Consider the following 24,620-nt stretch of genomic DNA (forward strand, 5'->3'; position numbering starts at 1 on the left):
CAGCATGACCGACGTACGGGCGTGCCCGATCCTGCCGGTGGCCGACCTGGACCGGGCGCTGGCGCACTACGCCGCCCTGGGCTGCACGGTGAGCCGGCACGACGACACCTACGGCTTCGCCGGGCTGGCCGGGGTGGAGCTGCACCTGTCCGTCGTGGCCGACCACGATCCGCTGCGGAGCGCCTCCGCGGTGTTCCTGCACGTGCCCGATGCCGACGACCTCGTCCGGCGCTGGGCCCAGGTGCCGCGGACCGGCGGCCCGGTCGACACCGACTACGGCATCCGCGAGGGCTGGCACATCGACCCGGACGGGAACCTCCTGCGCTTCGGGTCCCCGCTACCGTCGTCCCCGTGAGCACAGAGACCCGCTGGGGCATCGTCGGACCGGGCCGGATCGCCGAGAACGTCGTGCGGGACTTCCCGCACGTGCCGGGCGCTCGGGTGACCGCCGTCGGCTCCCGGTCGCTGGACCGGGCTCAGGCCTTCGCCGACCGGCACGACGTCCCCACCGCGTACGGCTCCTACGACGAGCTGGTCGCCGACCCCGACGTCGACGTGCTGTACCTGGCGACCCCGCACCCCCAGCACCACGCCGTCGCCCTGCGGGCGATCGCCGCGGGCAAGTCGCTGCTGGTGGAGAAGTCGTTCACCGCCACCGTCGCCGGGACCCAGCAGGTCGTGGACGCCGCGCGCGAGGCCGGCGTCTTCGTCATGGAGGCGATGTGGACCCGCTTCCAGCCCGCCGTCGTCCGGCTGCGGGAGCTGATCGCCGAGGGCGCGATCGGCGAGGTGCGCTCGGTGCAGGCCGACCTGGGCGTGGCCCGCGAGTTCGACCCCGAGGACCGGCTGTTCGCCAAGGAGCTGGGCGGCGGCGCGCTGCTGGACCTCGGGGTCTACGTGGTGTCCTTCGCCCAGATGCTGCTCGGCGACCCCGACCAGGTCCGCGCCGTGGGCTCGACCTTCCCCACCGGTGTCGACGCCGAGGCCGCCCTGCTGCTGGGCTGGGACGACGGCCGCAGCGCCACCCTCACCACCTCGCTGCGCAACGCCCTGCCCGGCCAGGCCCGGGTGTTCGGCACCGGCGGCTGGGTCGACGTGCTCCCCCGGTTCCACCACCCGGCCACGATCGTGCTGCACCGGGCCGGCGCGGACCCCGAGGAGATCACGCTGCCGGCCACCGGTACCGGGTACAGCCACGAGATCGCCGAGGTGCACGAAGGCGTGCTGGCCGGCCGCACCGAGTCCGCCGTCATGCCGCTGGCCGACACCCTCGCCGTCATGCGGGTGCTCGAGCAGGCCGCCGGCCAGCTCGGCGTCACCTTCGCCGAGGCCCCTGCAGGGGCATAGGGCCCTCTACACCCCGTCCTCGGCGTGGGAGGGGGTGCAGAGGTTCCTATGCCCGGCCCGGCCCGGCTGGCCTGGCCGGCGTGATGGACTCAGATGGTGATCTGCTCCACCGGGGTGGCCGGGTCGCCGTCGGCGGCGGCGGCCAGCGGCGGGACGATCAGGTCCAGCGCGTAGGGCAGCGACAGCGGGCTGGTGAAGCCCAGGGCGGCCGGGAACTGCTTGTCGAACCCGCCGACGAAGACGGTGCGGTCCTCGCTGACCACGGGCAGCGCGGCGAACAGCGGCTCGGACAGCAGCGCCGCCTGGTCGGTGCCCGCCGCGACCAGGACGTCGCCGTCGAGGGCGTCCAGGGACTCCGCCGACAGGGAACCGGTGGTCGCCGGCGCCACGAAGCCCAGCTCGGTGAAGAACTGCATGCGCAGGTCGGTGTCGGGCAGCGCGCCGTGCGTGCCCTCGAACCAGTAGTCCAGCGCGAGGGTCTGGCCCTCGAAGGAGGGGTTGGCCTTGCGGGCGTCGGCGAAGGCACCCTCGACGTCGGCGACCAGCGCGTCGGCCTCCTCGGCCTTGCCCAGCGCGGCGCCGTCCATCCGGGTCTGCTCCTGCCACGGGGTGGCGCCCAGCTCGTAGTCGGCGGACTCGGCCACCGTGGGGGCGATCTCCGACAGCAGCTCGTAGGTGCTCTCGTCGATGAAGGAGTAGACGCCCAGGATCAGGTCGGGCTGCAGGGCCGCGATCGCCTCGAGGTCCAGCTCCTCGGCACCGACCGTCGGCAGCGGCTCGTCGGGCAGCAGGTCCACCGCCCACGGGCGGGTGTTCGCGTCGTAGCTCAGGTACTCGCGGACGCCGACCGGGGTGACGCCCAGGGCGAGCGCGAAGTCCTGCTCGTTGAAGCCGATGGTCACCACGCGCTCGGGCTCGGCCTCGATCGTGGTCTCGCCGAAGGTGTGCTCGATGGTCACCGGGAAGGCGCCGTCGGAGGACGACGAGGAGCCGCCGGCGGCCGGGGTCTCCTCCTCGGAGCTGCCGCAGGCGGTCAGGGTCAGCGCCAGTGCGGCGGTGGCGAGGGCAGCCAGGGGACGACGGCTCATGAGGGGGTGCACTCCAGGGTGGGTCCGACGGATACCAGGTGAGGTTAGCCTGCCCTTGTCACCCTTCCGGCTCTGGGGGTTCCTGCACCGGGAGACGCCGAACGGGGCGGCCTCCTCGCGGAGACCGCCCCGTCCGGGCAGTGCGTGGTGCAGGTGTCAGCTCACGCCGACGGTGGTGCGGCGGGACTCAGAAGTCCATGCCGCCCATGCCGCCGTCGCCACCCGGCATCGCCGGCGCGGACTTCTCCGGCTTGTCGGCGATGACGGCCTCGGTGGTGAGGAACAGAGCCGCGATGGAGGCGGCGTTCTGCAGGGCGGAGCGGGTGACCTTGGCCGGGTCGATGATGCCGGCGGCGACCAGGTCGACGTACTCGCCGGAGGCCGCGTTCAGGCCCCAGCCGATCTCGGAGTTGCGGACCTTCTCCGCCACGACGCCGCCCTCGAGGCCGGCGTTGATCGCGATCTGCTTGAGCGGGGCCTCGAGCGCCACGCGGACGATGTTCGCCCCGGTGGCCTCGTCGCCGGTGAGCTCGAGCTTCTCGAAGACGGAGCTGGCCTGCGCGAGCGCGACGCCACCTCCGGCGACGATGCCCTCCTCGACGGCGGCCTTGGCGTTGCGCACCGCGTCCTCGATGCGGTGCTTGCGCTCCTTGAGCTCGACCTCGGTCGCGGCACCGGCCTTGATGACGGCGACGCCACCGGCGAGCTTGGCCAGACGCTCCTGGAGCTTCTCGCGGTCGTAGTCGGAGTCCGACTTCTCGATCTCGGCACGGATCTGGTTGACCCGACCGGCGATCTGGTCGGTGTCGCCGGCGCCCTCGACGATGGTGGTCTCGTCCTTGGTGACGACGACCTTGCGGGCGCGGCCGAGCAGGTCGAGACCGGCGTTCTCCAGCTTGAGGCCGACCTCCTCGGAGATGACCTGGCCACCGGTGAGGATGGCGATGTCGCCGAGCATGGCCTTGCGGCGGTCACCGAAGCCCGGGGCCTTGACGGCGACGGACTTGAAGGTGCCACGGATCTTGTTGACCACCAGGGTCGCGAGGGCCTCGCCCTCGACGTCCTCGGAGATGATCATGAGGGCCTTGCCGGACTGCATGACCTTCTCCAGCAGCGGCAGCAGGTCCTTGACCGAGCTGATCTTGGAGTTGACGACGAGCACGTACGGGTCGTCGAGGACGGCCTCCATGCGCTCGGTGTCGGTCACGAAGTAGGGCGAGGTGTAGCCCTTGTCGAAGCGCATGCCCTCGGTGAGCTCGAGCTCGAGGCCGAAGGTGTTGCTCTCCTCGACGGTGATGACGCCTTCCTTGCCGACCTTGTCCATCGCCTCGGCGATGAGCTCGCCGATGGCCGGGTCAGCGGCGGAGATGGAGGCGGTGGCAGCGATCTGCTCCTTGGTCTCCACGTCCTTGGCGGTCGAGAGGAGGTACTCCGAGACGGCGGCGACGGCCTTCTCGATGCCCTTCTTGAGGGCCATCGGGTTCGCGCCGGCGGCGACGTTGCGCAGCCCCTCGCGGACGAGGGCCTGGGCGAGCACGGTGGCGGTGGTGGTGCCGTCACCCGCGACGTCGTCGGTCTTCTTGGCGACCTCCTTGACGAGCTCGGCCCCGATCTTCTCGTACGGGTCCTCGAGCTCGATCTCCTTGGCGATGCTCACACCGTCGTTGGTGATGGTGGGGGCACCCCACTTCTTCTCCAGCACGACGTTGCGGCCCTTGGGGCCGAGGGTGACCTTGACGGCGTCGGCGAGGGTGTTCATGCCCCGCTCGAGGCCGCGGCGGGCCTCTTCGTCGAAGGCGATCATCTTGGCCATGTGGTGGTGTCCTCCATGCGTGGCTCGCTGCTGGCCGGGCGGTGCCCGCGACGGACGACACCCGCGCCGTGGACGCTCCTGCGGCCCACGCGCCGGTGCCTCACCGGTCCGACCTGATTGGCACTCAGGTGCTCCGAGTGCCAGCTGCGAGTCTGGCACTCGACCCCGGTGAGTGCAAGGAGTGGGGGGCCCGGAGCCCGCTCGGTCAGACCGCGACGGCCAGCGGCAGGGGCCGGCGGGCCCGGACGGCGCCCAGGGTCAGCGCGGCGATCCGCTCGGCGGCCCGGCCGTCCCCGAAGGGGCTGCTGCGACCGGCCAGCACGGCCGCCCAGCCCGGCCGCAGCAGCCACCGGGCGGCCTCGAGGACGCCGTCGGGGGCGGCGAGCACGCTGAACCCGGCGTCCACGGACTCCGGGCGTTCGGTGCTGGTGCGCACCACGACGAGCGGCTTGCCCAGCACGGTGACCTCCTCCTGGACGCCCCCGGAGTCCGAGACGAGCAGCCGGGCGTCGGCGGCCAGGGCCAGGAACGTCGCGTGGTCCACCGGCCCGGTGCAGTGCACCGCGGGCGGGACGAGACACCCGCCGGTGAGCAGCGCCGCCCGGGTGCGGGGGTGCAGCGGCAGCAGCACCGGCAGGCCCAGCCCGCCGAGGGAGCCCAGCAGCGCCTGCAGCCGCACCGGGTCGTCGGTGTTCTCCGGGCGGTGCACCGTGGCCAGCACGTACTCCCCCGCCAGCACCCCGTGGGCGGCCTGCACCGCAGCCCGCTTGCCGGGCCCCGGGAGGGCACGCCGGGTGGCCTCGACGATGGTGTTGCCGGTGACGTGCACGGCGCCGGCGGGGGTGCCGGCGCGCAGCAGGTGCTCGGCGTTGCCCGCCGTGGCGGCGCAGTGCACGTCGGCGACCGCTCCGATGACCAGGCGGTTGACCTCCTCGGGCATCGCCCGGTCGTGCGATCGCAGGCCCGCCTCGACGTGCACCACCGGGATCCCCAGGTGGTGCGCGGCCTGCGCCCCGGCGTTGGCCGAGTTCGTGTCGCCCTGGACGACGACGGCGTCGGGCCGGTCGGCCCGGAACCAGTCGGTCAGCCCGGTCAGCATCAGCGCCAGCTGGTCGGCGCGGTCCCGCCCGCCGACGCCCCGCACCGGCTGCGGCGGGCGGTGCATGCCGACCGCGGCGAAGAAGACGTCGGTGAGGTCGGCGTCCCAGTGCTGCCCGGTGGACAGCGGCCGCGCGGCGGGGCCCAGGGCCTCGACGACGGGGGCCAGCTTGATGATCTCCGGCCGGGTGCCCATCACCACGGCCACCCGGGGGGTCACGCGAGCAGCACCGGACCGCCGGTGCGCCGGCGTACCCAGCGCGCCGCCAGCACCCCCCAGACGGCCAGCACGCCGGCGGCGGCCGCGGTCCAGCCCGACAGGGGCACGGCCGGGACCGGCAGGGTCGCCACGTTCACCCCGCAGGTCGCGGAGGCGATGTCGATGCGGGCCACCGAATCCAGCAGTGTCACGTAGAGGGCACTGACCCGGACGCTGCCCGAGCCCTGCGGGGCGGTCTGGCCACCCAGCAGGAGGGTGGCGACCCCGCCCAGGGGCACGCTGACGCCGCCGACCGGGTTCGCGGCCAGCGCGATCGGCAGCACGACGGTCGCCTTGGCGTTGGCCAGGGCCGCGCTCGCGGTCGTGACCCCGGCGGAGGTGGCGGTGCACTGCGAGGAGAGGGCGTCGGCGGTGATCTCGCCCAGGGACACCCCACCCACCCCGAGCAGCCGGATCCGGACCCCGCCGGTGCCCTTGACCACGGTGCACGCACCGTCGGCACCGATGGTGATGCCGCCGCCGGCACCGACCAGCGCGGCGCACGCGGCCGAGGTCCCGTCGGGCCGGGCCACCGCCTTCTGCACCAGCGCACCGGAGGTGATGAGCGTCTGCGAGCCGAGGACGCCCAGGGCGGGCGCGCTGTCACCGGTCGACGTGCCGGTCTGGCCGTCGTGGTCGGCCGCGACCTGCCCGGAGGAGGCGACGCCGCCCCCGGCCAGCACCAGGGACGCCGCGATCGCCGACGCCCGGGAGGTGTCGGCGGACGCCGGGCCGGTCCACAGCAGCACCAGGGCCGTCGTCGCGGCGAGGACGACGCCCGCTCGGCGGCGGAGGGAGGTGCGGGTCACGGTGCGTCGCTCTCGTCGGGGGTGGGCGTGGCCGCGGGGGGCTGGGGGCGACGTCGCGGGGCGTCCGACCACTCGGGACGGGTGGTGAGGACCGCGGGGATGCGTTCGGTCCGGGGACCCTCGGGGACCGACGGCGCGGGGGCGGGCTCGACGGTGGTGGCGACGACCACCGGCTGCGCCGCGGCGGGCTCCGCGGGCGGACGGGCCCGCTGGACCGGGGCGGGTGCGAGCGGGGGGACGAGTGTCGGCCCCGCCGACGGGGGCCGGGCGGCCGGACGACGCCGGTCGGTGGCGGACGCCGGGGGGCGGGCCGCGGTCGCCGGGTCCAGGGTCTGCACCCGGCCGGCTCCTCCCGGGGAGGAGGACGGGCGGGCGGTCGAGTGCCGGCCGGGCACGTCCAGGCCGGGCCAGGTCACCTCGGCCGGCAGCGCGGCGAACACGGCGGCGTCGGACCGTCCGGGTGCCCGCCCCGGCGCCGGAGCGCCCGGCCGGGGCGTCCCGGCGGCTGCGACGTGGGAGGTCTTCTTCCAGTCCCGGCGGCCGCGCAGGATCCGGGTGAACGCCCACCACACGGCCACCTGCAGCAGGTAGGCGTAGGCGACGTTGAGCAGCCCGAGGGCGACGGCCCGCCGGCGGGTCACCGACCCGCCGCTGCGGGAGCGGTAGACCGGACCCCAGACGACGTGCGGCAGGACGCCGAACAGCGCCGCGAGGGGCACCAGGCCCCAGGCCCCGCCGGACCACCAGGAGCCGACGCCGTCCCCGGTGTGGGTCATGTACCAGACCTGCACGGCCATCGCGGCCGGGAACACGACCGAGCCCAGCAGCTGGGACCACGGGACCCAGAGGTAGTAGGCGATCTCCAGGGCACCGGGCAGGCTGACCCGCGGGGAGCAGATGATGCGCCACAGGTAGCGCGAGCACTGCATGCCACCCTGCGCCCAGCGGCTGCGCTGGCGCAGCAGCGGCCGCACGCGCGGGAGGCCGGTCTGGGCCACGAAGGTCTCGTCGCAGTACTCGGTGCGACCGCCGGTGAGCAGCACGTGCAGGCCCAGCTCGAAGTCCTCCAGCAGGGCGCCGTGCCACGGCGTGCCGAACTCCTCGGCGATCCGGTCCAGCGCCGACATGCGGGTGAACTGGCCGTTGCCGCCCATGCCCACGCTGCCGGTCCGACGGCGCAGGCTCTGCATCGCCGCGATGGGGCCGGTGAACTCCAGGTCCTGCAGCTGCACCAGCCAGGAGTCCCGCCGCCGGACCGGGACCTCGTCCAGGTCGACGAGGGAGGCCAGGTCCGCGGCGGCGAGGCCGTCGACGTCGTCGGTGACCCGGACCTGCACCTGCACGGCGGTGACCCGGGGGTCGACCAGGTAGCCGCAGATGACGTCGGGGGCCAGCCGCTCCAGCCGGGCGTCGGCGTCCAGCACGCCCACGACGACGCGGTGCCGGTCGGCCTCGGCCGGGAGGGCGGCGTCGATGGCCCGCCACGCGGCGTTGAGCGCTGCACCCTTGCCGCGCTGGGCGTCGGGGAGCGTGCGGGTGACCACGCGCAGCTGCGGGAACTGGTCCTGCAGGTCCTCCAGGATGCCCGGGGTGAGGTCGGTGGAACCGTCGTCGACGACCCAGACGGTGGCCTCGGGGAACGCCCCGAGCAGGTGCCGGACCGTCCCGCCGACGACGAGCTCCTCGTCCAGGCAGGGGACGACGAGGTGGAAGTCGTAGCCGTACCGACTGCCCGGCACGCTGTCCGCGCGGGCCAGGAAGGGCCGCATGATGAACACGACGTAGAGCAGGAAGCTGACGCAGAGCATGAACGCGGTCGTGTTCAGCGCCGCCAGCGCGATGTTGTCCTGGTTCACCAGCGGTCCCCCTCCTGGGGGTCGACCGCCGGTGAGGGGTAGGTGCCGTGCAACAGGACCACCAGGTAGGCGGTGCCGGCGAGCACCACCCCCAGGGTGCTGACGGCGGTCCCGACGAGGACGTGGGTGCGGGCGTACCCCACCTCGGGTCCCCAGGTGGCCATCCCGGCGGTGATGGCCAGCATCCGGGCCTGGTTGACCGCCAGGACCACGAGCACGGCGGCGACCAGCGCGCTCATCGCGCGCAGGACGGGGATCCGGCGGACGGCGAGCAGCACGGTGGTGATGACGACGAAGGGCAGCAGCAGGAAGGCCGCGGTGCACCCGACGGTGACGTCGATGCCGGTCGGCTGCCCGTCGACGGTGAACAGCACCGACCGGCCGACCTGACGGGCGTCCTCCAGGCCGATCGCCCGGGCGAGCGGGACGGCCGCCGCGGCCTCGAGGGCCTGCAGCCGGGAGGACCCGACGAGCATGGCCACGAGGGTCAGCACGCCGCCGGCGATCATGCCGGGGCGGACCAGGCCGACGTCGGGCGTGCGGTCGGTGTCGGTGGAGAGCACCCAGGCGTCCGCCCCGCCGGTGGTCACCGGGCCGGCGCTCACCGGCTCCGGCTCCCGGCCTGCGCACGGCGCGCGGTCACCAGGGCGTTCTCGGCCCGGACCCAGGTCGTGGCCAGCGGCTCCAGGCCGGCGCGCATGGTGTGCGCGGTGGCGGTGCGGAAGCCCGCACCCTCGAGCCGGGCCTGCACCAGGTTGGCCACCCGGGCCACCTGGGAGGTCTGGTACCCGCCGGCCAGGATGCCGATCTGGCGGGGGCCGACGCGGGCGAGCCGGACGTCGCCGGCGGCCTCGCGGACCACCGAGACGGCCCGCCGGAGCGAGCGCACGGTGCGGATGACGCCCAGGTCGACCAGCGCGAGCCCGACGGGGTCGCCGACCGGGGTGGACAGCTGCTCCTCGGTGGCCAGCAACATCGCCCACCCGCGCCGGTTGGGCAGCCGGGTGACGTCGTCGTGGCTGTCCAGGCTCCGCTCGAAGGCGTCCTCGCGGGCGTCGTCCAGCGCGGCGATGTCGGCGCTGAGGGAGGCCTGCAGGGCGGCGGCCTGCACGGCCAGCAGCTCCGGCCAGTCCCGCTGGCCCGGGTCCACGGGCGAGGCGCTGAACCCGGCCAGCGACCCCAGCTGCCGGCCGTCCGGGGCCCGCAGCGCGATGCCCAGGTAGCCGTTGAGGCCCCAGCCGTCGGCGAGCCGGCGCAGGTCGGCGTGCTGGCTGCGGCCGAGGTCGGGGACGACGACGGGCTGCGGACCCGAGAGCAGGTGGTGGCACAGGGAGCGGTCCCGGGCCACGGGGGTGCCGGCCTGGTAGGAGGCGGCCCGGGTGCCCGACCACGCCGACCGCGGGCCGGTGGCCTGCGCCGTCGGCTGGACGGCGAGGCCGGTCCAGGTGTCCTCGGTGATCCGGCAGATGGTCCAGGCGTCGACGCCACCCAGGCTGCCCAGCAGGGCCAGGGCGGCGTCGGCCCCGGGCAGCGCGCCACGGGACCACACCGACCCCGACACCGGCAGCGCCGGACCGGCCGATCTCGTGTCGAGCACCTGCACGGCCGGGGCGACGGACATGTCGTCGTCCCAGTCCGGTGCCACGGGGGACGACTGCACCTGCCTCACCACGACCCACCTCTGTTCCCGTATCGCGTCGTTCCGGATCGACAACTGCCTTATCGGCAGGTGATCCGGGGCGTGCGACCACCGGGTGGCGGGGTCAGCCCGAGACCCGCCCGGCCCGGACCCGCAGCAGGGCGTCCTCTGCCCGGCGCCAGGTCCCGACGACGTCCTCCTGGGGTTCCCGGACCGCCCAGCCCGCGGTGGCCGTGTACCCGGCCGCACGCAGGGCGTCCTGAGCGAGGACGGCGGTCGCGCCCGGGTCGAGGTCGTCGAGGTCCCCGCCGACGACGCCGAACTGACGGCCACCGACCCGGCTCAACGCGACCTCGCCGAGCGCCTCGCGGAGCACGTGCCCCGCGCGCCGCAGACCGCGGGCGGTGCGCACCAGACCGATGTCGACCAGCACCACGGAGAGGTCCTCGGCCAGGTGCACCGCCCGCTCCGCCTCGTCGTGCAGCAGCAGGCCCCAGCCGCGCCGGTCGGGCAGGCCGGTGACGTCGTCCCGGCTGCGGAGGGCCTGCTCGATGCCCGCCCGCCGGTCGTCGACCACGGCGTCCAGTGCGGTGGCCAGCTCCCGGCCCAGGACGTCGGCGACCAGCGCGAGGCGCGCCGCGAGCCGGTCGTGGTCGACGCCCGTCCAGCGCGCCGCGGAGTACCCGCACACGCTGCCCAGCAGCTGCCCGTCGAACCGGCGGAGCGGGGCACCGACGTAGGCGGAGACGCCGTGCTGGCGGCCGACGGCCCGCAGCTCGGGGTCGGTGTGCCGGCGCAGGTCGCGGGCCAGCACGGGCCGCCGGCCGACCAGCAGGTGGTGGCAGGCGCTCTGCTCGACCGGGACCGGGTGGCCCACGAGGGCCGGCCCGGTCCTGGACCGGGACGTCACACCGGTCCAGGACCGGTCGGTCATCCGGGCCACGGTGAAGACGTCGAAGTCCTCGGTACCGGCGAGGTCGGACACCGCCACCCCGGCGGTGGCGGCGAACGCCTGCCCCAGACCGGGCCGGTCGGACACCGGCGCCGGCACGGGCGTGGAGCCCACGGACCATCCGGACATGCTCATCGCGTCTCCCGCACCTCACCGTCCGGAACTATTCCGGACGAATGCGTTCTACATCGACACGAGCAGGCCGGTCTTGAGCAGTGCGGGCACCCTCCCCCCGAGGAGGGAGGGTGCCGCCGACCTCAGGAGATGAGGCCGGCCTGGCGCAGCGAGCGCAGCGAGGGGTCCACCCGGTGGGTGGGGCCCACGACGGGCATCAGCGGGTCCAGGGTCTTCAGACCCTCCCCGGTGTTCAGCACGACGGTCTCCGCGGCCGGGTCCAGCAGGCCACGCTCCACCAGCTGGCGCAGCACCGCCGTCGTCACCCCGCCGGCGGTCTCGGCGAAGACCCCGGTGGTCCGGGCCAGGTCCCGGATGCCCTCGACGATCTCGGCGTCCCCGACCCGGCCGACCGAGCCGCCGGTGCGCCGGATGGCGTCCAGGGCGTAGGGCCCGTCGGCGGGGTTGCCGATGTTCAGCGACTTGGCGATCCCGGTCGGCTTGACCGGCTTGACGACGTCCCAGCCGTTCTCGAACGCGGTGGCGATCGGGTCGCAACCGGCGGACTGCGCGCCGAAGACCTTCCACTCGGTGGCCTCGACGATCCCGGCGGCCGACAGCTCGCGGAAGGCCTTGTCCACCTTGGTCAGCAGCGACCCCGACGCCATCGGGATGACCACCTGGGCCGGGATCCGCCAGCCGAGCTGCTCGGCGATCTCGTAGCCGACGGTCTTGGACCCCTCGGCGTAGTAGGGGCGCACGTTCTGGTTGACGAACGCGCAGTCCTCGAACTCGTCGGTCTCGGCGAGCTCGCTGGTGAGCCGGTTGACCTCGTCGTAGGAGCCGTCGACGGCGATCAGCGCCTGGCCGTAGACCGCGGACTGGACGATCTTCCCCGGCTCCAGGTCGCTGGGCACGAAGACGAAGGAGGGCAGCCCGTTGCGGGCGGCGTGCGCGGCCACCGAGTTCGCCAGGTTGCCGGTCGAGGCGCAGGCGATCTTGGCGTACCCGAAGCCCTTGGCCGCCGTCGCGGCCAGGCTGACCACCCGGTCCTTGAAGGAGTGCGTCGGGTTGGCCGAGTCGTCCTTGACCCACAGCGGGGCGGTGAAGCCCAGCTCGTCACCCAGGCGCTGGGCGCGCACCAGCGGGGTCATGCCCGGGTCCAGGCTGACCCGGGAGTCCGGGTCCTGACCGGTGGGCAGCAACGCGCTGTAGCGCCAGATGTTCTGCGGGCCCGCCTCGATCTGCTCGCGGGTCACCGCGCGCATCAGCTCGGGGTCGTAGTCGACCTCCAGCGGACCGAAGCACTCGGCACACGCGTGCTCGGCGATCAGGCCGAACGTGGCACCGCAGTTGCGGCACACCAGGCCGCGGGCGGGGTTCGGGGGCACCGGCTGCGCGATCGCGCCGGTGGCAGTGGGAGCGGTCATGGTCATACGACGACTACCTCCTCATCTTCCCCGCGTCGGGCCGTCGAGCCGCGCAGGACGGAAGGGGCACCTGCTGCCCGCGTGGGTGCGGGCGGTGGTTGCCGGGGCTTCAGCGGGCCGTGTCCCTCTGCCCCTCGTGATGAGTGGAACGTCGGCCACCGTACCGGACCAGGGACTCCGGCAGGATGACCTGCATGACCGCCGCGATCGTGTACACCGACCTCGACGGCACGATGGTGGGGCCGCGGGGCTCCTTCTTCCACACCGCCGGCCGCGAGCTGACCGACTCCCCCGCCGCCGCCCTGCTGGACCTGCACCGGGCCGGGGTGCCGCTGGTGCTGGTGTCCGGGCGCACCCACGCCCAGCTGCTGGAGGCCGGCCGGGTCTTCGCCGTCGACGGCCACGTCGCCGAGCTGGGCTCGCTGGTCAGCTGGGACGGCGGCCGGGAGACCCACCTGCTCACCGGTGCCCTGCCCGAGGAGCACGCCGGTCGCACCCCGATGGACGTGCTCGCCTCGCTCGGGGTGGTCGACGCCCTGCTGGCCGAGCACCCCGGCCGGGTGGAGTGGCACGCGCCCTGGCACGCCACGCACTCTGCCGACGCCCTGCTCCGCGGCTGGCTGGACACCGTCGCGGTCGACGACTGGCTGGCCGCACGTGGCTGGGGCTGGCTGACGGTCAAGGACAACGGCCGCGTCCCGCGCACCTCACGGATGACGCTGGACGGCGACGGCGACGGCGACGGCGACGGCGACGGCACCGACCCGCACGTCTACCACCTGATGCCGCGCGGCATCGACAAGGGCGCGGCCATCGCCTGGGACCTGGCCCGCCGGGGCATCGACCCCGCCGACGCCGTCGCCGTCGGGGACTCCGTCAGCGACCTGGAGATGGCGCCGTCGGTCGGCCGGCTGTGGATCACGGCCAACGGCGCCGCGGTGGAGGGGATGCCGGCGGCCATCGCGGCCCTGCCGAACGCCACCGCCACCCACGCCCCGATGGGCGAGGGCTGGGCCCAGGCCGTCCGCGCCTCGCTCTGACCCCGCTGGGGCCCTCCCTCAGCTGGTGACGTCGCGGCGGGCGAAGTGCCGGAAGGCCAGCGCGGTGAACACCGCGGCGTAGAGCAGCGACTGGATGACGCCGCGGTAGAGGTCACCGCTGTCGACCGGGGTCTGCAGCAGGTCCGTCCAGGCGAACTCCTCCGCCGTCGGGAAGTAGTCCCGGACGCTGCCCAGCTGCTCGACCTGGTCGAGGATCGCGAAGACGAACATCGTGAACACCGACCCGCCGACGGCGGCCAGCGGCGCGTCGGTGACCGTGGACAGCCAGAACGCCAGCGTGCCGACGACGAGCAGGTGCACGGCGAGGTAGCCGACCATCCCGGCCAGCCGGAGCAGCCCGTCGCCCTGGCCGATGGTGATGCCGATCGGCGTCTGGATGTCCTCGAACCCGAACGCGATCCCGCCCGCGACGACGGCCACCACGGTCACCGTCAGCAGCGCCGCCACCGACATCACCAACGCGGCCAGCCACTTCTGCCGGAGCAGCCGCATCCGCGGGACCGGGGTGGCCAGCGCGTAGCGCAGCGACCCCCACTGGGCCTCGCTGGCCACGGTGTCGCCGAAGAACAACGCGTACACCACGACCAGGAAGAACGACGTCGTCGCGAACAGCACGAAGAGGGTGAAGTTCAGCCCGGACGACGTCGCGACGTCCACCAGGTTGAGCCGGCTGTTGGACTGCGCGTCCTCACTGGCGCCCAGCTGGAGGGCGGCGATGAGCAGCAGCGGCAGCGCGACCATCAGCGCGAAGACGCCGATGGTGCGTCGCCGTTTGAACTGCCGGCGCAGCTCGACCGACAGACGCAGGGTGCGCTCGGGCCGGTAGCCGGCGACGGCCCCGGTGGACTGGACGGTGCTCACGAGCTCTCCCCCACCAACGACAGGAACGCGTCCTCCAGGCGGCGGCGCGGGGTGACCTGGTCGACGCCGATGCCGGCGCCCACCAGGGCGGTGACGGCGGCCGCCCGGCTGGTGCCGCCGAGCTCGAGCACCAGGCCCTCGTCCGAGCGTTCGACCGAGGTCCCCGGCAGGACGCCCAGCACCTCGACGGCGCGGTCGGTGTCGGCCGGGTCGTCCAGCACGACCAGCACGGCGCCGCCGGTGCCGATGATCTCCTCGACCGTGCCCTCGGCGACCTTCTGGCCCTTGGCCATCACGACGACGTGGCTGCAGGTCTGCTCGATCTCGGCCAGCAGGTGGCTGCTCACGATGACCGTGCGACCGGTCTTCGCGTAGTCCTGCAGCACCTCGCGCATGGCGTGGATCTGCGGCGGGTCCAGCCCGTTGGTGGGCTCGTCGAGGACCAGCAGGTCCGGCAGCCCCAGCATGGCCTGGGCGATGGCCACGCGCTGGCGCATGCCCTGGGAGTAGGACCGGACCCGCTTGTCCAGCGCCGTCCCGAGGCCCGCGATCGCGATGGCCTCGTCCAGGTGGGCGTCCTCGGCCGGCCGGCCGGTCGCGGCCCAGTACAGCTCCAGGTTGTCCCGGCCGCTCAGGTGCGGCTGCAGCCCGGTGCCCTCCACGAAGGAGCCGAGCCGGGACAGCACCGGAGCGCCCGGGCTCGCCGGGTGGCCGAAGACGGAGATGGTGCCCTCCGTCGGCCGGATGAGGCCCATGAGCATCCGCAGCGAGGTGGTCTTGCCGGCGCCGTTGGGGCCCAGCAGGCCCAGCACCTGGCCGCGGCGGACCTCGAAGGACAGGCCCCGGACGGCGGTGAAGCCGTCCTTGTAGGACTTGGTGACGCCCTCGAAGCGCAGCGGCACGTCCTCACCGTCGGGCTCGACGACCGAGAGCTGCCGGCGGCGCCGGGCACCCCACAGCCTCGCCACGACCACCCCCAGCACGCCCAGGCCGGCCAGCACGCCCAGCAGCACCCACCAGCGCGAGGAGGAGGACTCCCCCACCACGGCGCCGTCGACGGTCGGTGCCGCCAGCGCCGCGCCGTCGGCCAGCGCGACGGTGTAGACCCCGGCCTCGGCCGGGGCGGCGAACGCCTGGTCGGTGGAGGAGACCAGCACGCGCATCACGTGACCGGTCTCGAACCGGTGCACGATCCCGGGCAGCGTCACCTCGACCTCGGTGGGGGCGGTCGGGTCGGTGGACAGCCCGGTCAGCGCCAGCGGAGCGACCAGCCCCGACGGCAGGGTCTGCGAGCCGTCGGCGGCCACGTCGTAGAGCTTGGCGAACAGCGTCGCGGTCCCGGTCGGCGAGGACACGGCCAGCGTCACCGTGGAGGCACCGACCACGTCGGTGGCGGCGTCGAGCGGCGCGGAGTCGAACGCGGCGAACTGGCCGGGGATCTCCACCGTCGTCCCGCCCAGGGCGGCGGTCACCGCGCCCAGTCCGGGCACCGTGGTGATCGCGGCCGGGTTGCCCCCGGGCGGGGTGACGACGGGGAACACGGTGCCCGACAACGGCACCGAGACGCGTTCGGCGGGCTGCGCGTCACCGATGCCCGGGTAGGCCGCGGCCTCCTCGGTCTGCGACCCGCCCTGCACGCTGCCGACCGCGGCACCGACGCCGGTGGGCACCGGGTAGCTGAAGCCGGTGCCCGGGTCCTCGCCCTGCCCGCGCAGGTGGAAGTCGAACCAGCCGGCGACGAGTTCGCGCAGGTCCTCGGTGGTGCCCTCCGAAGCGCTCTCGTCGTGGCCGCCGTCGTACCAGACCACGCTCACCGGGGTGCCGTTGGCGGCGATCCCGCGGGCGTTGGCGTCGGCCTGGCCCAGCCCGAACAGCGAGTCCTGGGTGCCCTGCACCAGCAGGGTCGGCGCGGTGATCCGGTCCAGCACGCCGGCCGGGGACGAGCGGTCCAGGATCGCGGCGATCTCCGGGGTGAGCGTGCCGCTGGCCGCCGCGGACTGGTAGGCCGCGCAGACGTCCGCGCGGAACCGACCGCAGGTCAGCGCCTGCTCGACAGCGGCGGAGTCCAGCGTGCTCGGGTCGATCTGGGGCAGCGAGGCCGCCCCGCCCTCGGCGGTGGCGCCGCCGGTCAGCGAGGCCAGCAGGCCGTCCCCGGTGGGCACGGAGCCCGCCCCGAAGAACAGCCCGGACCACAGCCGCTTGAACACCCCGGCGTCCCCGGTGGCCGGGGTCGCGGCCACGGTGTTGCCGTCCACGGCACCGGCCTGGGAGGGGAACAGCGCGCTGGTCAGGGAGTTCCAGGTGATCCGCGGGGCGATCGCGTCGACCCGGTCGTCGTAGGCGGCGCCCAGCAGGGACACCGCCCCGCCGTAGCTCACACCCGACAGCCCGACCCGCGGGTCGCCGGGACCGTCGAGCAGCACGTCGTCCCGCTCGGCGAGCACGTCGAGCAGGGTCGAGACGTCGGCCACCTCGAAGTCCGGGTCGTCCAGGCCGATCTGCCCGGTGCTGTCGCCGAACCCCCGCGCCGAGTACGCCAGCACGACGTAGCCCCGGGCGGCCAGGTCCTGGGCGTCGCCGGCCACCGAGTCCTTGCTCCCGCCGAAGCCGTGCGCCAGGACGACGGCCGGCGCCGGGTCCTGCGCGGTGGCCGAGGACGGCACGTAGACCGTGGTGTCCAGCTCGACGGCGTCCGCGCCGGTGCCCGAGGGCACCGTGGCGTCCTCGGTGGTCACGTCGTCGGCGGCCGTGGCGGTGCCCGCGAACGGGACGGCCAGCAGCGCGGCGGAGAGCAGGGCGGTGGTGAGGGCGGCGACCGTCGCGCGTGCGCCGGGGCGCGGGCTGGGTCGCACGAGCCCGCGGGTGGGACGCACGGGCGGTGAACGGTCGGGGGACGGGCTGTGTTCCGCGGACGGCGAGCCTGTGACCGGACTGTGCGCCGGGCCCGTCCTCGGGCGGGACGGCGTCAGGCCTGCAGGGTCCCGCTCAGGGCTGCCAGCTGCCCGTCGCGATGACCACGATCCCGGGGTCGGGCAGGTCGGGGATCTCGAAGAACCGCACCGCCGGGCCGCTGACCTCGGGGAACTGGGCCACCAGGGACTCCGCCGCCTGCTGCTGGGCGGTGTCGCCCTCGGTGTAGTAGACGGTCGTGGTGGCGACGTCCTGCGAGCTGTAGGCGCCCAGCGTGCGGATCTCCCAGCCGCCGCCGGTGAGGGCGTCACCGATGTCGGCGGCCAACCCGGAGATGCCGGCGCTGTTGAGCACCGAGACCGGCGCGAAGACCGGACCGGTGGCCACCGGCGCCGCCGCCGTGGTCGGTGCGGGTGCGGCGGCCGGGGCCGGGGTGGTCGTGGCGGCCGCGGAGGTGGTCGGCGCCGGCCGGCTGGCAGAGGCCTCGCCGGTGTCCGGTCGGGAGAACGACCACACCGACAGCAGCACCAGGGCCACGACGACGACGGCGACGAGCCCGATCACCAGGCCACGGGACCCGCGGCGGCGGTCCTCCTCGTCCGGGACCGGCAACGCGGTGACGCCGCGTCGGCGTTCCTCGCGGCGCCGGACGGCGTCGGCGGCCTGTCGCTCGGCCCGGCCCGCGGCACGGCCGCCGACCGGTCCGGTGCCCGGACCCGTCGAGGGCCCGGGGCCCGTCGCGGGGCCGGGGCCCGTCGCCGGGCCGGGACCGGTGGCGGGACCGGAGGCGGGGTGGGGCACGGGTGGTGTGGGACCGGTGGTGGCGGTCCGGTCGCCTGCCCGGGTGGCACCACCGGCTCGGGCCGGTGGCGGCGGGGCGGGCCGCGCGTCGGCCCGGGGACCGGTCGCCCGGGTGCCCGGGCCGCCCGGGCCGGTGGCCGCCGGCTGCTCGGCGGGGGTGGGCGGCCCCGGGGTCGCCGCCCACGTGGGCAGGCTCGACCTGCCCGGTGCGCGCCCGGCCGGGGGGCGGGCCGCGGCGAGCGGGTCCACCGTGGTGCTGGGGCCGGCCACCGGCGGCGTGGTGTCCGGGCCCCGGCGGCCCGGCGGGGCCGGCTGCGGGATCGGCACGGCCGAGGTGGTCGGGCCACCGGCGGCGGGCGGCCGTCCCGGCGGCGGTGTCTGGCCGGCGGGTGCGGGGACGGCGGGTGCGGGGACGGCGGGTGCGGCGTCGGCGCTGCGGGAGGGTGGCGGGGGCGGGGTGGGCCGCACAGCACGCACCGGACGCCCGGACAGCGGGTCCTCCCCCGGGGGCAGCAGTCCCTCGCGACGCCGCTCGGCGCGGGTGCGACGCCCCAGGGTGGTCAGCTGGTCGTCGTCGGGGCGAGGGGCGGACGGGTCGTCGTCGCCGACCGGACGACCGGGGTCACCGTCCGCCGGGCTCAGCTCACCGTCCGGTGTCCCATGCCTCCCCACGGTGACCGACCCTAGTCGCCTCTAGAGGTCGATGCCCAGGGTGCGGGCCGAGCGCTGCCGCTGGCGGGTGGCCCGCATCCGGCGCAGCCGGCGCACCAGCAGCGGGTCGGCGGCCAGCGCCTCGGGCCGGTCGATGACGGTGTTGAGCACCTGGTAGTACCGGGTCGCCGAGAGGCCGAACTGCTCCTTGATGGCGGCCTCCTTCGCCCCGGCGTACCGCCACCACTGCCGCTCGAACGCCAGCACGTCGCGCTCCCGCCGCGGCAGCCCGGAGGACTCGCCGACGAGGCCGTCGCCGTCCACGTCACCGGTCGCGTCCGAGGCGTGGAGCGAGGTGTGGAGCGGGGTGGCGGGGGCGGCGTCGCTGCTCATCGGTGGGGGGTCCTCCAGGTCTGGCGGGGAAGCTCGGCGGGCGGTCGCAGGGCGTGCGGGACCGGGGTCGCCGAGGGGGTGAGACCCGACGCTAACCCCCTCGGCGGGGGCCCGCAGGGACCCGGTGAGTGCGCGTCCGCACCACCCGCACCCTCCGGTCCACGGCCCCCAGTGGCGTCACCGAGAGCCATCGGACGACTCCGTCCCCGACCCGCTGACGACGGTGCCACGACCCTCTGACAACTCCGGCCTCAGAGGCCGGCGGGCACCGGTTCGGGCGCTGTCCGCCGCTGCGCGCGGGCCGCCCGCAGGCTGTCGACGGTGAAGACCGCCAGGGCCAGCCAGACCACGGCGAAACCCACCAGCCGGGCCGGCGGCATGGGCTCGCCGTAGACGAACACGCCGATGGCCAGCTGCATCAGCGGGGTCAGGTACTGCAGCAGGCCCACCGTGGACAGCGGGACCCGCCGGGTGGACGCGGCGAAGAGCAGCAGCGGGATCGCGGTGGCGACCCCCGAGCTCAGCAGCAGCAGGACGTGCCCGCCCCCGGCGTCGCCGACGGTGCCGGTCCCCCGGGTCTGCAGCACCCCGATGACCACCAGCGCAGGGACCACGAGCACCAGCGTCTCCAGCAGCAGGCCCGGCGCGGCCTCCACCCGGACCAGCTTCTTCATCAGCCCGTAGGTGGCGAAGGTGCCGGCCAGCAACAGCGCGATCCAGGGCGGCCGGCCGTGGTCGACGGTGAGGACCACGACCGCCAGCGCCGCGATCCCCACGGCGAGCCACTGGAGCTTGCGCAGCCGCTCCCGGAAGACCGCCACGCCCAGCAGGACGCTCACCAGCGGGTTGACGAAGTACCCGAGGGAGGTCTCCACCACGTGGCCGGAGTTGACCGCGATCACGAAGGTCAGCCAGTTGCCGGTGATCAGCACCGCGGCGACGGCGAGGACCAGCATCGTGCGCCGGTCGACCACCGCCCGACGCACCAGGGTCCACTTGCGCAGCACCGTCAGCAGGACGGCCACGAACACCAGCGACCAGACGATCCGGTGCGCCACGATCTCCACGCCCTGCGCGGGTTCCAGCAGCGGGAAGTACAGCGGGAAGAGGCCCCACAGCCCGTAGGCGGCCAGGCCCATCAGGACCCCGGCGCGTTGCTCGCTCACGGCCGCACCCTAGGCGCCCGGTGTCGTCAGCCGCGGCGCCGCCGCAGCAACGCCGCCACTCCCCCGGCCAGGCCCGCACCGGCCACCGCGGCGACCGTGCCGTGGTACCTGCTGGCCCAGATCTGGGCGTCCCAGGTCCACTGCTGGTCGGTGAACCGGCCCTCGGCGCCGAAGTCCCGGCCGCCCTCGCCGTCGGCGGGCTCGTACAGGTTCGCCGGGTCCGCGGGCGAGGCGTCGACGTCGGTGAGCTGGCCCTCGATGCCGCCACGGGCCAGGTACCAGTCCATGAACTGGGGCCACACCTCGGCGCCCAGCACCGTGTAGACCGTCGGGGTGCCGATCCACCAGGCGCGCCGGCGCGGGTGCTCCGCGGCGTGCACCATCACCCGGCCCATCAGCTCCGGGGAGTAGATGGGGGCCACCGGCTGCGGCCGCTTCGGCATCTTGTTCAGCACCCAGCTGAACTGCGGGGTGTTGACCCCGGGCAGGTCCACCCGGGTCACGTGCACGTTGCTGCCCTCCGCCCTCAGCTCGGTCAGCAGCGACTCGGTGAACCCCTTCACCGCGTGCTTGGCCCCGCAGTAGGCGCTCTGCAGCGGGATGCCGCGGCGACCCAGCGCCGACCCGGTCTGCACCACGACGCCCCGGTCCCGGGGGCGCATCCGGCGCAGCGCGGCCATCGTGCCGTGCACGAACCCCAGGTAGCTGACCTCGGTCACCCGGGCGTACTCGGCGGGGGTGAGCTCGGCGAACGGGGCGAAGACCGCGGTGAAGGCCACGTTGACCCAGACGTCGATCTCGCCCAGCTCGGCCTCCACCCGGGACGCGGCGGCCTCGACCGCGTCGGCGTCGGCGACGTCGACCGGCACGACGAGCGGCGTGCCACCCGCGGCGCGGACCTCCTCGGCCGCGGCGGCCAGCCCGACCTCGCCGCGGGCCAGCAGCGCCACCCGGTCACCACGCCGGGCGAACGCGACCGCGGTGGCCCGCCCGATGCCGCCGCTGGCGCCCGTGACGACGACCACCTGACCACTCACGCGTGGACCTGCTCGTGCTCGGACATGCTGGACTCCTGACGGCGGTGGCCCCCACGGGCTGCGGGACTCCTCCCGGGGATGCACCGTCGAGGGGGACCCCCAAACCAGCGGCGCCCCCGACGACGGCCCCGGCGCCACGACCGCACGAGGAGAGGGGCCCCGTGGAGGGCGCACAGCTGCTGGCACTGGCCGTGGGTGCGATCGCGGTGGCCGCGGCCGCCCGCCGACTGGGCTGGCAGGCACCGCTGCTGCTGGTGCTGGTCGGCTTCGTGGCCAGCTACGTGCCCGGCGTCCCGGAGTTCGCCATCGACGGCGACCTGCTGCTGGCCGTGGTGCTGCCACCACTGCTGTACTCGGCGGCACTCGAGGTCTCCTACGCCGACTTCCGGGCCCTGCTGCGCCCGATCGTGCAGCTGGGCGTGGTGCTCGTCGTCGTCACCGCGGTGGTGGTGGCGCTCGTCGCGCACTGGGTGGTGCCCGGGCTGCCGCTGCCCGCGGCGCTGGTGCTGGGCGCGGTCGTCGCCCCGCCGGACGCCGTCTCCGCCGCCGCGATCGGCCGCCAGCTGGGCCTGCCCCGTCCGGTGATGACGGTGCTCTCGGGCGAGAGCCTGATCAACGACGCCGCGTCGCTCACCTTCTACAAGGTGGCGCTGGCCGCGGTGTTCGGCGTCGGCGGCGGGGTGCTCGGGCTGGACTGGGGCGTGGCGGCGGAGACCTTCGGGCTGGCGGTCGGGGTCGGCGTCGCCCTCGGCCTGCTCATCGGCGTCGTCGTGCACGCCCTGCGGCTGCGCCTGAACGACCCGGTGGTGACGTCGGTGCTGGGTCTGGTGGTCCCCTTCGCCGCCTACCTGCTCGCCGAGGAGCTGGAGGGGTCCGGTGTGCTGGCGGTGGTCGCCGCGGGGCTCTACCTGGGGCACAAGTCCCCCGAGGCCGGGTACGCCAGCCGGCTGCAGGAACGCCCGCTGTGGAGCTCGCTGGACCTGCTGCTGCAGGCCGTGGTGTTCGCGCTGATCGGGCTGCAGCTGCGCTACGTCGTGGAGTCGGTGGAGGCCTCGCAGCGGTCCAACAGCGCCCTGGTGGGGGCCGCGCTGGCGGTGCTGGGGACGGCGATCGTCGTCCGGCCGCTGTTCGTCTTCGCCGTCGAGGCGCTGCGCCGGCTCCCCCGGCCGTGGGCCCGGCGGTCCTCCCGGTCGCACCGGCCCGGCTGGCGGCACCAGGCGGTCATCTCCTGGACCGGCATGCGGGGGGTGGTGACGCTGGCCGCGGCCGCCGCGGTGCCGGCGGACTTCCCCGACCGCGACGTGCTGCAGCTGCTGGCCTTCACCGCCGCGATCGGCACCCTGTTGTTGCAGGGCCTGACCCTGCCGTGGCTGATCCGCCGCCTGGACGTGCAGGACCCCGACCAGGCCCGCCGGGACGCCGAGGCCGAGGTGCACCTGGCCGAGCGGGCGACCGCGGCGGCGATGGAGCGGATCGCCGAGGTCGAGCAGGAGCTCGCCGAGCGGGTCGGCCCCGAGCGTGCCCACGCCGTGGCCGAGCGCATCCGCGGCCCGCTGCTGGCCCGGGCCCGGTCGATGTCGGCCTCGGTCCGCGCCGAGGAGCGGGAGGACGCCGACCGCAGCCGCACGCGCGCGCAGGTGTTCCACCGGGTGCGCCAGGAGATCATCGAGGTGCAGCGCCGGGTGCTGATGGAGGAGCGCGACAAGGGCCACCTGGACGACGAGGTGATGCGGGCGGTGCTGCAGGAGCTGGACTACGAGGAGGCCGCGACCGCCAACTCCTGGGTCGGCCGGCTCTGACCCCCGGGTGTCAGAGACCCAGCAGCAGGCCGACCACGAGCCCGGCCACCAGCAGACCCACGATCGTCAGCGCCTTGGGCGTGGCGCCGCTCTTCCCGTTGGCCGGTGCGCCCGGCAGCGTCGGCATGCCCCAGACCCCCGCCGCACCGACCGGTACCACGTAGCGGCGCTGCTGCTGGCCGTCCCACACCGCGCGCCCGACCGCGTCGAAGGCCGGCTGCCCGGCCTTGACGAGGTGCTTGGCGTCGAAGGACACCCCTCCGGCGTCGTCGCGCAGCTGCACGGTCACCGACCTGGCGGCCACCGCGGACGTGACCGCGGTGAGCCGGGCGAGGTCCACGCCCTGCCTGCCCAGCAGCCCGGTGCCGACGAGGACCCGCCCGTCGCAGCGCAGGGCGAACACGGTGTCCTGCCACACCGCCGTCATCGCCAGCAGCGCCGCGATCGCGGGCAGGAACCACAGCACCGCCTCGAACTTGCCGGCCTCGTGCAGCGCGGTCTCGTACCCGCCGAAGACCGCCAGCCCGACCAGGGCGACGCCGAGGGCCACCAGGCCGATCGCGCGCACCCCGGCCGACACCCGCGGCGGGGGTCCCAGCGGGGCGGGCTGGGGGAACGACTGCCCGTACGGCGGCTGGCCGTAGGAGGGCTGACCGTAGGAGGGCTGGCCGTCGGAGGGCTGGCCGTACGGGGGCTGGGGCGGCTGCACGCCGGCATCCTGGCACCCCCGGGACCCGACGGCGGTCACCCCGCGACGGTCAATCCTGGTCCTCCTCCGACGCGGTGAGCAGCTCCAGCACCTGGTCGACCGTGGTCGCACCGCGCAACGCGGCCGCCCGGTCGGGGTCCATCAGCACGTGGGCCAGCGCGGCGAGGACCGGCAGGTGGCCCTCGCCGGTGGCTGCGATCCCGATGACGATCTCGGCCCGGCCGTTGCCCCAGTCCACCCCGGCCGGGTAGCGGACCACGGTCAGCACGTCGGCCGCGACCCCGCCCTTGGCCGCGTTGGTGCCGTGCGGGATCGCAACGCCCTCGCCCATGTAGGTGGAGACCGACTCCTCGCGCTCGAGCATCGAGTCCACGTACGCCTGGTCGACGGCCCCGGCGGCCAGCATCATCGCCCCGGCCTGACCGACGGCGTCGGCCTTGTCGACGGCGCGCCCGTCCAGCACGATCCGGCTGGGGTGCAGCAGCCCGGTGACCAGGTCCTCGGTCACCGCCGGTCAGCCCTCGATGGTGGTGCCGGCGATGATCGCGGTGACGACGCCCTCGACGGCCGGGTCACCGACGAACAGGTCGAAGGGGACGACGGGGCGCTGCCCGGCGAAGCCGCGGGCCCGGTCGGCGAGCTTGGAGTGGGTCAGCACCAGGTCGGCGTCCCCGGGGATCGAGTCGACCGGGCTGTGCACGACGACGACGTCGCTGCCCCGCAGCCGCTTCTTGAGCTGGTTGGCCAGCAGCACGCTGCTGCCCATGCCCGCGTCACACGCGATGACCAGCTTGCGGACGTCGTTGCCTTCGATGCTCGCCATGGGA

General features: G+C 74.8%; 22 protein-coding genes and 1 riboswitch. Of the genes, 4 read left to right on the forward strand and 18 right to left on the reverse strand.

Annotated elements, in window-relative coordinates; genetic code table 11:
- Nucleotides 1–4: 4 nt before the first annotated feature.
- Together ASG41_RS10025 and ASG41_RS10030 are read left to right on the forward strand one after the other, a co-directional pair.
- Entirely contained in the window at nucleotides 5–355 is a 351-nt protein-coding gene (locus tag ASG41_RS10025) for a VOC family protein (protein ID WP_056293364.1), read from the forward strand.
- Nucleotides 352–1,347 carry a Gfo/Idh/MocA family protein gene (locus ASG41_RS10030; RefSeq protein ID WP_056293368.1) on the forward strand — a complete coding sequence of 332 codons (996 nt, stop codon included), beginning with the start codon at nucleotides 352–354 and terminating at the stop codon, nucleotides 1,345–1,347. The genes ASG41_RS10025 and ASG41_RS10030 overlap by 4 nt, the downstream gene beginning before the upstream one ends.
- A gap of 89 nt (nucleotides 1,348–1,436) precedes the next feature.
- Here ASG41_RS10030 and ASG41_RS10035 read toward each other — a convergent pair whose 3' ends face one another.
- The 9 genes from ASG41_RS10035 to thrC form a co-directional block, all read right to left on the reverse strand.
- Nucleotides 1,437–2,435: an iron-siderophore ABC transporter substrate-binding protein gene (locus tag ASG41_RS10035; protein WP_056293372.1), complete on the reverse strand. Its 999-nt coding sequence runs from the start codon at nucleotides 2,433–2,435 to the stop codon at nucleotides 1,437–1,439.
- A 187-nt stretch (nucleotides 2,436–2,622) separates the two neighbouring features.
- Nucleotides 2,623–4,248, reverse strand: a complete 1,626-nt coding sequence (gene groL, locus ASG41_RS10040) for a chaperonin GroEL (RefSeq protein WP_056293375.1) — start codon at nucleotides 4,246–4,248, stop codon at nucleotides 2,623–2,625.
- A 205-nt stretch (nucleotides 4,249–4,453) separates the two neighbouring features.
- The gene (wecB, locus tag ASG41_RS10045) at nucleotides 4,454–5,566 is read right to left on the reverse strand and encodes a non-hydrolyzing UDP-N-acetylglucosamine 2-epimerase (RefSeq protein WP_200938814.1); all 1,113 of its coding nucleotides are present in this window, start codon (nucleotides 5,564–5,566) and stop codon (nucleotides 4,454–4,456) included.
- Nucleotides 5,563–6,414, reverse strand: a complete 852-nt coding sequence (locus tag ASG41_RS10050) for a hypothetical protein (protein ID WP_056293380.1) — start codon at nucleotides 6,412–6,414, stop codon at nucleotides 5,563–5,565. The genes wecB and ASG41_RS10050 overlap by 4 nt, the downstream gene beginning before the upstream one ends.
- Nucleotides 6,411–8,270, reverse strand: coding sequence for a glycosyltransferase family 2 protein (locus ASG41_RS10055; RefSeq protein WP_056293384.1), 1,860 nt, complete (start codon nucleotides 8,268–8,270; stop codon nucleotides 6,411–6,413). The genes ASG41_RS10050 and ASG41_RS10055 overlap by 4 nt, the downstream gene beginning before the upstream one ends.
- Complete coding sequence (locus ASG41_RS10060; RefSeq protein WP_056293387.1) at nucleotides 8,267–8,875, reverse strand: hypothetical protein; 609 nt, start codon at nucleotides 8,873–8,875, stop codon at nucleotides 8,267–8,269. Before ASG41_RS10060 ends, ASG41_RS10055 begins: the two co-directional genes overlap by 4 nt.
- The gene (locus ASG41_RS10065; RefSeq protein ID WP_056293390.1) at nucleotides 8,872–9,930 is read right to left on the reverse strand and encodes a GAF domain-containing protein; all 1,059 of its coding nucleotides are present in this window, start codon (nucleotides 9,928–9,930) and stop codon (nucleotides 8,872–8,874) included. Before ASG41_RS10065 ends, ASG41_RS10060 begins: the two co-directional genes overlap by 4 nt.
- 103 nt (nucleotides 9,931–10,033) lie before the next feature.
- On the reverse strand, nucleotides 10,034–10,996 hold the full coding sequence (locus ASG41_RS10070) for a GAF domain-containing protein (RefSeq protein WP_157519248.1): 963 nt from the start codon (nucleotides 10,994–10,996) through the stop codon (nucleotides 10,034–10,036).
- A gap of 122 nt (nucleotides 10,997–11,118) precedes the next feature.
- Entirely contained in the window at nucleotides 11,119–12,405 is a 1,287-nt protein-coding gene (gene thrC, locus ASG41_RS10075) for a threonine synthase (RefSeq protein WP_056294796.1), read from the reverse strand.
- An 18-nt stretch (nucleotides 12,406–12,423) separates the two neighbouring features.
- A riboswitch (SAM riboswitch) is annotated at nucleotides 12,424–12,551 on the reverse strand.
- A 48-nt stretch (nucleotides 12,552–12,599) separates the two neighbouring features.
- Here thrC and ASG41_RS10080 point away from each other — a divergent pair.
- A complete protein-coding gene (locus ASG41_RS10080) occupies nucleotides 12,600–13,445 on the forward strand; it encodes an HAD hydrolase family protein (protein WP_056293395.1) in 846 nt (281 codons plus the stop codon).
- A gap of 18 nt (nucleotides 13,446–13,463) precedes the next feature.
- Here the strand turns inward: ASG41_RS10080 and ASG41_RS10085 are convergent, their stop codons facing one another.
- The 6 genes from ASG41_RS10085 to ASG41_RS10110 all read right to left on the reverse strand — a co-directional run bounded on the left by ASG41_RS10085 (nucleotide 13,464) and on the right by ASG41_RS10110 (nucleotide 21,285).
- Entirely contained in the window at nucleotides 13,464–14,327 is an 864-nt protein-coding gene (locus ASG41_RS10085) for an ABC transporter permease (protein WP_056293399.1), read from the reverse strand.
- Complete coding sequence (locus ASG41_RS10090) at nucleotides 14,324–17,179, reverse strand: alpha/beta fold hydrolase (protein WP_056294800.1); 2,856 nt, start codon at nucleotides 17,177–17,179, stop codon at nucleotides 14,324–14,326. The genes ASG41_RS10085 and ASG41_RS10090 overlap by 4 nt, the downstream gene beginning before the upstream one ends.
- A gap of 133 nt (nucleotides 17,180–17,312) precedes the next feature.
- Complete coding sequence (locus tag ASG41_RS25255) at nucleotides 17,313–18,710, reverse strand: LytR C-terminal domain-containing protein (protein ID WP_056293402.1); 1,398 nt, start codon at nucleotides 18,708–18,710, stop codon at nucleotides 17,313–17,315.
- Nucleotides 18,711–18,731: 21 nt separating this feature from the next.
- Nucleotides 18,732–19,082, reverse strand: a complete 351-nt coding sequence (locus ASG41_RS10100; RefSeq protein ID WP_056293405.1) for a DUF3263 domain-containing protein — start codon at nucleotides 19,080–19,082, stop codon at nucleotides 18,732–18,734.
- Between the two features lie 251 nt (nucleotides 19,083–19,333).
- Nucleotides 19,334–20,248, reverse strand: coding sequence for an EamA family transporter RarD (gene rarD, locus ASG41_RS10105; RefSeq protein WP_056293410.1), 915 nt, complete (start codon nucleotides 20,246–20,248; stop codon nucleotides 19,334–19,336).
- Nucleotides 20,249–20,274: 26 nt separating this feature from the next.
- Nucleotides 20,275–21,285 carry an SDR family oxidoreductase gene (locus ASG41_RS10110; RefSeq protein WP_056293418.1) on the reverse strand — a complete coding sequence of 337 codons (1,011 nt, stop codon included), beginning with the start codon at nucleotides 21,283–21,285 and terminating at the stop codon, nucleotides 20,275–20,277.
- 161 nt (nucleotides 21,286–21,446) lie between these two features.
- On the opposite strand from ASG41_RS10110, the gene ASG41_RS10115 reads away from it, so the two are divergent.
- A complete protein-coding gene (locus ASG41_RS10115; RefSeq protein ID WP_056293422.1) occupies nucleotides 21,447–23,084 on the forward strand; it encodes a Na+/H+ antiporter in 1,638 nt (545 codons plus the stop codon).
- A gap of 10 nt (nucleotides 23,085–23,094) precedes the next feature.
- Here the strand turns inward: ASG41_RS10115 and ASG41_RS10120 are convergent, their stop codons facing one another.
- The 3 genes from ASG41_RS10120 to ASG41_RS10130 are packed head-to-tail and all read right to left on the reverse strand — an operon-like array spanning nucleotide 23,095 to nucleotide 24,616.
- Nucleotides 23,095–23,793, reverse strand: a complete 699-nt coding sequence (locus ASG41_RS10120; protein ID WP_157519252.1) for a hypothetical protein — start codon at nucleotides 23,791–23,793, stop codon at nucleotides 23,095–23,097.
- Nucleotides 23,794–23,842: 49 nt separating this feature from the next.
- On the reverse strand, nucleotides 23,843–24,301 hold the full coding sequence (locus ASG41_RS10125; RefSeq protein WP_200938815.1) for a PTS sugar transporter subunit IIA: 459 nt from the start codon (nucleotides 24,299–24,301) through the stop codon (nucleotides 23,843–23,845).
- Nucleotides 24,302–24,307: 6 nt separating this feature from the next.
- A complete protein-coding gene (locus ASG41_RS10130) occupies nucleotides 24,308–24,616 on the reverse strand; it encodes a PTS lactose transporter subunit IIB (RefSeq protein WP_056293428.1) in 309 nt (102 codons plus the stop codon).
- Between the last annotated feature and the right edge of the window lie 4 nt (nucleotides 24,617–24,620).

The sequence above is a fragment of the Modestobacter sp. Leaf380 genome, assembly GCF_001424485.1.
GTDB lineage: Bacteria > Actinomycetota > Actinomycetes > Mycobacteriales > Geodermatophilaceae > Klenkia.